At 50.6% G+C, this 6160-nt stretch carries 7 protein-coding genes; all 7 read right to left on the bottom strand.

The features are described from left to right. Positions 1-4 precede the first annotated feature (4 nt). Positions 5-745: a sugar isomerase domain-containing protein gene (locus Q0526_RS05900; RefSeq protein ID WP_298731529.1), complete on the bottom strand. Its 741-nt coding sequence runs from the start codon at positions 743-745 to the stop codon at positions 5-7. After that, a complete protein-coding gene (locus Q0526_RS05905) occupies positions 732-1700 on the bottom strand; it encodes a BadF/BadG/BcrA/BcrD ATPase family protein (protein ID WP_298731530.1) in 969 nt (322 codons plus the stop codon). Before Q0526_RS05905 ends, Q0526_RS05900 begins: the two co-directional genes overlap by 14 nt. Before the next feature lie 12 nt (positions 1701-1712). Further along, complete coding sequence (locus Q0526_RS05910; protein ID WP_298731531.1) at positions 1713-2465, bottom strand: SIS domain-containing protein; 753 nt, start codon at positions 2463-2465, stop codon at positions 1713-1715. A gap of 68 nt (positions 2466-2533) precedes the next feature. Then, the gene (locus Q0526_RS05915) at positions 2534-3856 is read right to left on the bottom strand and encodes a sugar ABC transporter substrate-binding protein (protein ID WP_270462170.1); all 1323 of its coding nucleotides are present in this window, start codon (positions 3854-3856) and stop codon (positions 2534-2536) included. Positions 3857-3914: 58 nt separating this feature from the next. Then, complete coding sequence (locus Q0526_RS05920; protein ID WP_270462168.1) at positions 3915-4775, bottom strand: carbohydrate ABC transporter permease; 861 nt, start codon at positions 4773-4775, stop codon at positions 3915-3917. 1 nt (position 4776) lies between these two features. Then, positions 4777-5694, bottom strand: a complete 918-nt coding sequence (locus Q0526_RS05925) for a sugar ABC transporter permease (RefSeq protein ID WP_270462166.1) — start codon at positions 5692-5694, stop codon at positions 4777-4779. 111 nt (positions 5695-5805) lie between these two features. Beyond that, the coding region (locus Q0526_RS05930; RefSeq protein WP_298731532.1) for a UTRA domain-containing protein at positions 5806-6160 on the bottom strand (355 nt) is incomplete at its 5' end.

The following is a 6160-nucleotide window of genomic DNA, read 5'->3' on the forward strand; positions in this document are numbered from 1 at the left end:
CTTATCAATAACCAAATTCGTTATAGCGTTCCAGCGCCTCACCGTTGATTTTGGGAGCATTCGGCATATGGTTGGAGATATAGACACTGGGTTTCAGACCCTTTGCCAGCAGCTTTTCCACCACTGTGCTTTGCAGCGCCCACATCAGATAGCTGGCGCTGATACCGCTTGCCGGGCAGATACTCTGTCCCAACGCAGGCACATCGACCAGCGTATCACCATAGTTCGTGCAGTTATCAATACAGTAGGTACAAGCCTCAAAAAGGCGCTTTCCGCTGGGGTGCTTGCTTGTCAGGTGGCTGGAGTATTCGACAGACGTCAAAGCGATGGTGGCACAGCCCATCTCGTTCGCCTTAATGGCAAGGTCTACCGGGAAGTAGTTGTATCCCGATACAGAACCGATCATAATGACATCTTCCGGCAGAACATTGGCTCTGCCCAGCACATAATCCGCAAATCCGGGAATGCTGTCATATCCGATGATGCCGCGCGCCGGAGAAGGGCGATACCGCACCGGGTTCTGGATTTCGCAGGTGATCTTGATGGGCTTTATCGCCATCATACCGCCGGTTCGACCGACGGCCTCAAACATCAACATATGCCCGGTGTCCATAATATGCCATGCGCCGCCTTTTTCCAAGCGACTCGCAATTTCATCGGCAGCTGCAAGAATCGTTTCCCGCTGGGTGTTTTCTGCCTTGGTCAGCACGTTTTTCATGGCAGAAAAATACTCATCCATTAACATAGGTTGTCCCCCATTCAGCTTGTATATTTTTCAAAAAGTCTTCACGCGAATCCATGCGGCCGACAATCTCGTACATCACAAAAAGTGCCGCGCCGACAATGGGTTCAAACATAGGTTTCCTGTAACTGCATTGCGGCAGTTTCTCTTTTAAGGCAGCCTCAAAGCGTTTCGTAAAAATGTCGCCCATATGGCTGGTTCCGCCAAGTAAGGATACCGGCAGTTCATCGTTTCCTACACGCCTTGCCACGGCAGCCGCCAAGTCTGCCAGACACACAGATGCCTCATCCAGAATTCTCAGCGCATCTATGTCCCCTGCCTTGGCAGCTTCTGCCACCGTATAAGACAGCTTTGCTATTTTTTCCCGTGTAAAGTCCGGTTTATATGCGCCCTGCCTTAACGACGGGATACTCTCCATATGCAGCTGCTTCAGTGCCAGCGTTTGCAGCAAGGTGTTGGTACTACCGCGATCCCATTGCTGTGTAATCCTGTCTAGACACATAAGCCCCATATGGTAACCGCTGCCTTTGTCGCCAAAGAGTGGTCCCCATCCGCCGACGGATATCCAACTTCCCTTTTTATCTCTGCATACGGCAAAGGAACCCGTTCCGGACAAAACGGCAATGCCTCCCGGTTCCCCCAAGGCTCCGTAATACGCGTTATACTCATCGCCTAATACCATCAACCTTGTTTTCGGAAAACGATCACGCACCGCATTGGCGGAATTTTTGAAGCCGGGAATGAACAGACAGATTTCATTCAGATCTGTATCCCGGATACCTGCCTGTTGCAGACAATCCGAGATGCCGCCGCACACAGCATCTGCAGCGGCATCCGGGTTTATAAAGATGGCATTGGTTCCCTGTGTCTTGCTGAAGCCATGTATATGTCCGGACAGATCAAAGAGCATATATTCTGTTTTGGTTCCCCCGCCGTCACACACCAAATACATGGTCATTACCTCCATCCATCAGGAAAGCGCCGGGATTCTTGTGCGGTACAGTGCAACAGCCTTGGCGTTAAACTCATCGCCACCGGGAATATTGGCACTGCGCAATATCGGGGGAATTTCGCCGTTTTTCAAGTACAGGTTTTCGATTTTCAGAACGATTCTCTGTGCGATAAACAGGCTGCCGAAGGTAGAGGCACCTCCCGTCACCTGATTGGTTCCGGGAACGGTAAAGACGCCATCTCCAAAGGGCGCATGGTTATCGATCACGATATCCGACACATCACACAGATGCTTTCCGATGGCACTGCGCGGTTTCAGCTGCTCCGAGATCGTCTTGGACGTGACGCATACAACCGTCAGCCCCTTTTGCTTTGCGTACAGCACAGCTTCAACCGGCACGGTGTTGATGCCTGTGTTGGAAGAGATGATGATCGTGTCGCCCTTTTGCAGGGATGCCTTGCCCAAGACCTCCGCAGCCTTGCCGGATTTGCGTTCCATCTGTGTGCTGGTTATCGCGCCGGTGTGGAGCATCAAATCATCCGATAAAATGGGGTTAATGGGAACCAGTCCGCCGCTTCGATAGAACATCTCCTCGACGATCATGTGGGAATGACCTGTTGAAAAGACGTGCAGCAAACCACCGTTTTGGATGGAATGGTAGGCTGCCTCCGCGGCTGCTTCCATCGGTTCCTGCTCCTGCTGCTCGATGCGATTCAGCATCTCATAGATTTTGGACAGATAGCTTCCGTCAGGCAGGAGTTTTTCTGTCATAAGGCCCTCCTTTCTAAAAAAGGGCGGCATATTGCCGCCCTTCCTTCCGGGTCGTACCGGTGAGCCAATTATTTGTTAAGGATCTCTGCTGCCTGCTCGTCCACGCGGGTCTCAAATTCTTCCGGCGTGATTGCACCGGCCCACAGGGACTCGCATTCCTTCTGGAACATGGTCTGGAAAGCAGAACCATTGAGGTTCGTGGGATAAGGAACGGCAGTTTCCAGAGCTTCCACGAAGTACTTGTTATAGGGAGCCTTTGCCTCAAACGCAGTGGTATCGACCAGCTTAGATGCGGGCAGACCGAAGTTCATATCCAGCGCGATCTGCTGACCTTCCTTACCGGACAGGAACTCCACAACACGCCAAGACAAATCAGGGTTCTTTGCGGTTTTGGGGATGACCCAGGTGTTTACGAAAGAAGAAGTCTTGCTAACGCCATCGATGGAAGGCATGGGCAGAACAGTGTACTCCGTGCCGTTTGCATCCATGTTAGAAGCAGTGGACAGGGCACCAATCTGCATGGCAACCTTGTTTGCCATAAAGGGAGCAAACTCGTTGTCGCCGAACTGAGCAGCCTGCGTTGCAGTGGGGCATACCTTGTAGGTGTTGCACAGGTCATACATGAACTGGACAGCTTCCTTGGTCTTGGGGTCGGTAGACAGAACGCTTGCCTTGCCGTCTTCGCTGTACAGCTTGCCGCCGAAGGCTGCGATCATAGCAAAGGTCTGGTCGGTATAGTTCTTCCAGTAATAGCCCCACTGTGCATCGGCACCGGAACCCTTGGTCAGCTGCTTTGCCACCTCGACAAAGTCATCCATCGTCCAATCTTCGGAAGGAATTTCCACACCGGCGTCCTTGAACATCTTGGTGTTGATGTACATGACCTTGGGGGTGATGTCGCGGGCAGCCGCATACATCGTGCCGTTCACGGTCAGAGCCTCGGTAACGACGGGATAGAGGGAATCCTTGTACTCTTGGCTGGCCAGATCGTCCAGCGGCATCAGCATACCGTTCAGCGCATAACGGGGCACCTGGTCCATAGCAAGCATCATTACGTCAGGAATCTCACCTGCTGCCAGCTTGGTAATCATGGTGTCCGCATACTTGCTGGGAATGGTAACGAACTCCAGCTTGATATCCGGATTTTCTGCTTCAAAATCCGACTTCATCTTCTGCAGGTGCTCAAATTTGGTGACGTCCCACCAAGTATACACAGTAAGGGTAACAGGGTCTTTCGTTTCAGGGGTCGAGGCAACCGTAGATGTTTCTTCGCTGCCGGAAGCAGCAGGTGCTGCACCGGAGCTTGCGCTGTTGCCGCCGCAGGCAGCAAGGGATAGGATGAATGTCAGAGCCAAAAGCAGTGCAAAGACATTGCGAACGATCTTTTTCATTTCTAGTCCTCCGTTTTGTATGAATATTGTACGACCGTAACAGGTCGCAAGTCCTTGGTTATTTTCCGCCGAAACCGGAGTTCATGGCAGATGCCATGAAGTACTTCTGGAACAGCAGGAATACGATAACGATGGGCACGATGCTGATGGTTGCACCGGCCAGAAGAACTGCCCAGTTGGGATCCCATTCCTTGAGGTATTTAAGACCTACCGTCAGGGTCAGTTTGTCATAGTCGTTGATTACGATCATCGGCCAGAGGAATGCGTTCCAAACACTGCGGAACGACAGAATTGCTGTTGTAGCAATGGCGGGCTTTGCATTGGGAAGAACGATCTTGAAGAACACGCCCAACCGGGAACACCCATCCACGATCGCTGCATTTTCAAGATCCTTGGGGATGCTCAGGAAATACTGCCGGAAAAAGAAGATGTTGAATGCGTTCGTTCCGGTAAACATACTGGTAAGGAACAATGCGGTATAGGTGTTCGCCAGATGCGCATCCACAACGATTTTGTAGTTCGGGATAAGCGTTACATGGCTGGGCACCATCATGGTTGCCACAAACGCCAGGAACAAGATGTTCCTTCCCTTAAACTCCAACCGAGTCAGCGCGTAGGCTGTCAGGGATGCTACGGCAATCATGCATATGGGCATTGCCACAGCGAGGAAGAACGAGTTTATGACAAACTTGCCGAACGGCAGTACCTGAAACAATCGCTCATAATTGTAAAGCGTTGCCGGCTTCGGCAGCAGATCCAGCGGAGAGCCGCCATAAAGCTGTTCCGACGTCTTAAAGGACGACAACACCGACCACACGAACGGATAAATCATCGTCAGCGACAAAAGCACCATAAAGCAGTGATAAACCACTGACCCAATGCGCTTACGGGCCTTGACGCCCAGGGATTTCTGTTTCATTTTATTCTCCTCCCTGTTCGTTGCGGAATTTATACTGGATCAACGACACAACCATAATCAGTGCAAAGAATATCCATGCCAGAGCGGATGCATAGCCCATGTTGTAGCTACTGAAGGCTTGTTCGTAGATGTAATACATCATGGTACTGGTCGAGCCCAAAGGACCGCCGGCTGTCATAATAAAGATGGATTCGAACATATTGAACGCTTCGATTACCAGAAGAATCATGACAACAAACGTTGTGTTCGACAAAAGCGGCAATGTGATGCGGAAAAACTTCTGGATTCCGCTGGCGCCGTCCAGCTCCGCTGCTTCGTACAGGGTTTCGGGTATCGTCTGAAGACCGGCAAGGAACATAATCATATAGTAGCCGCCCATCTGCCATACACGCATGATGACAAGTGCCGGCTTGCTCCACGCTGTATCACCCAGCCACATGGGTACGTCATTCAGTCCGATCGCCATCAGGAAGTTGTTGATCAAACCCATATCCGGGTTAAAGATCCACAGCCAAACCATACTGACCGCAACCGTTGAGGTGATGCTGGGCAGGAACAGCGCCACGCGGTAAATATTGTTCACCCAACTGGTCTTTTTGTTGATCAGTATAGCTAGTAAGAGGGAAAGCGCCAGAACGATGGGAACCAGCGTGACGACAAAGTAAAGCGTATTGCCAAAGTACTTATAAAAATACTGGTCCTTCGTGAAGGCTCGGATATAATTGTCAAAGCCAACCCATTTTGGCGTGCTGACCAGATCATAGTCTGTCATGGACAGATAGAAGGAATACAAAATTGAGCCAAAGGTGAAAATGCTAAACCCAATTAGGGCCGGTGAAACAAACAGCCATCCCAAACAGGCTTCGCGTCGTTTCAGCGTCATAAACCGTTTTTTTGGTTCCTTTACTGTCGGATTCATCTGTGTCCTGTGCTCCTTTCAAATCCTGTCAATAAATACATGTTGTTATGTTGTTATAACGTCTATATCGATTTTTTATTGCGTCCTGTGGAACGGACGCAATAAATTGGTTTATTTTTCCAATGTTACATTAAAAACATACTTATCTCCGCGATATACGGATTCCGTATATTCAAGCGGAACTCCCGCACCGTCATACGCAGTTCGCGTAATCCTCAGCACAGGCGCACCGGCTTTGATCTGGAGCTGCTTTGCTTCCTTTGCCTTTGCCAAACCGGATTGAATGCTCTCGATTGCCTTTGCAGGCTCACAGCCGTAACGCTGTCTCAAAAGCGTATAAAGCGACTTGCTCATATCGTATGTTTCGATCCCTGCGAATCTGGCGAACGGCAGGTAAACCGTTTCAACCGCCATAGGCACTGCATCCGCACAGCGCAAGCGAGAAATGATGTATACCTTTTGGGTG

Source organism: uncultured Subdoligranulum sp. (assembly GCF_937890665.1).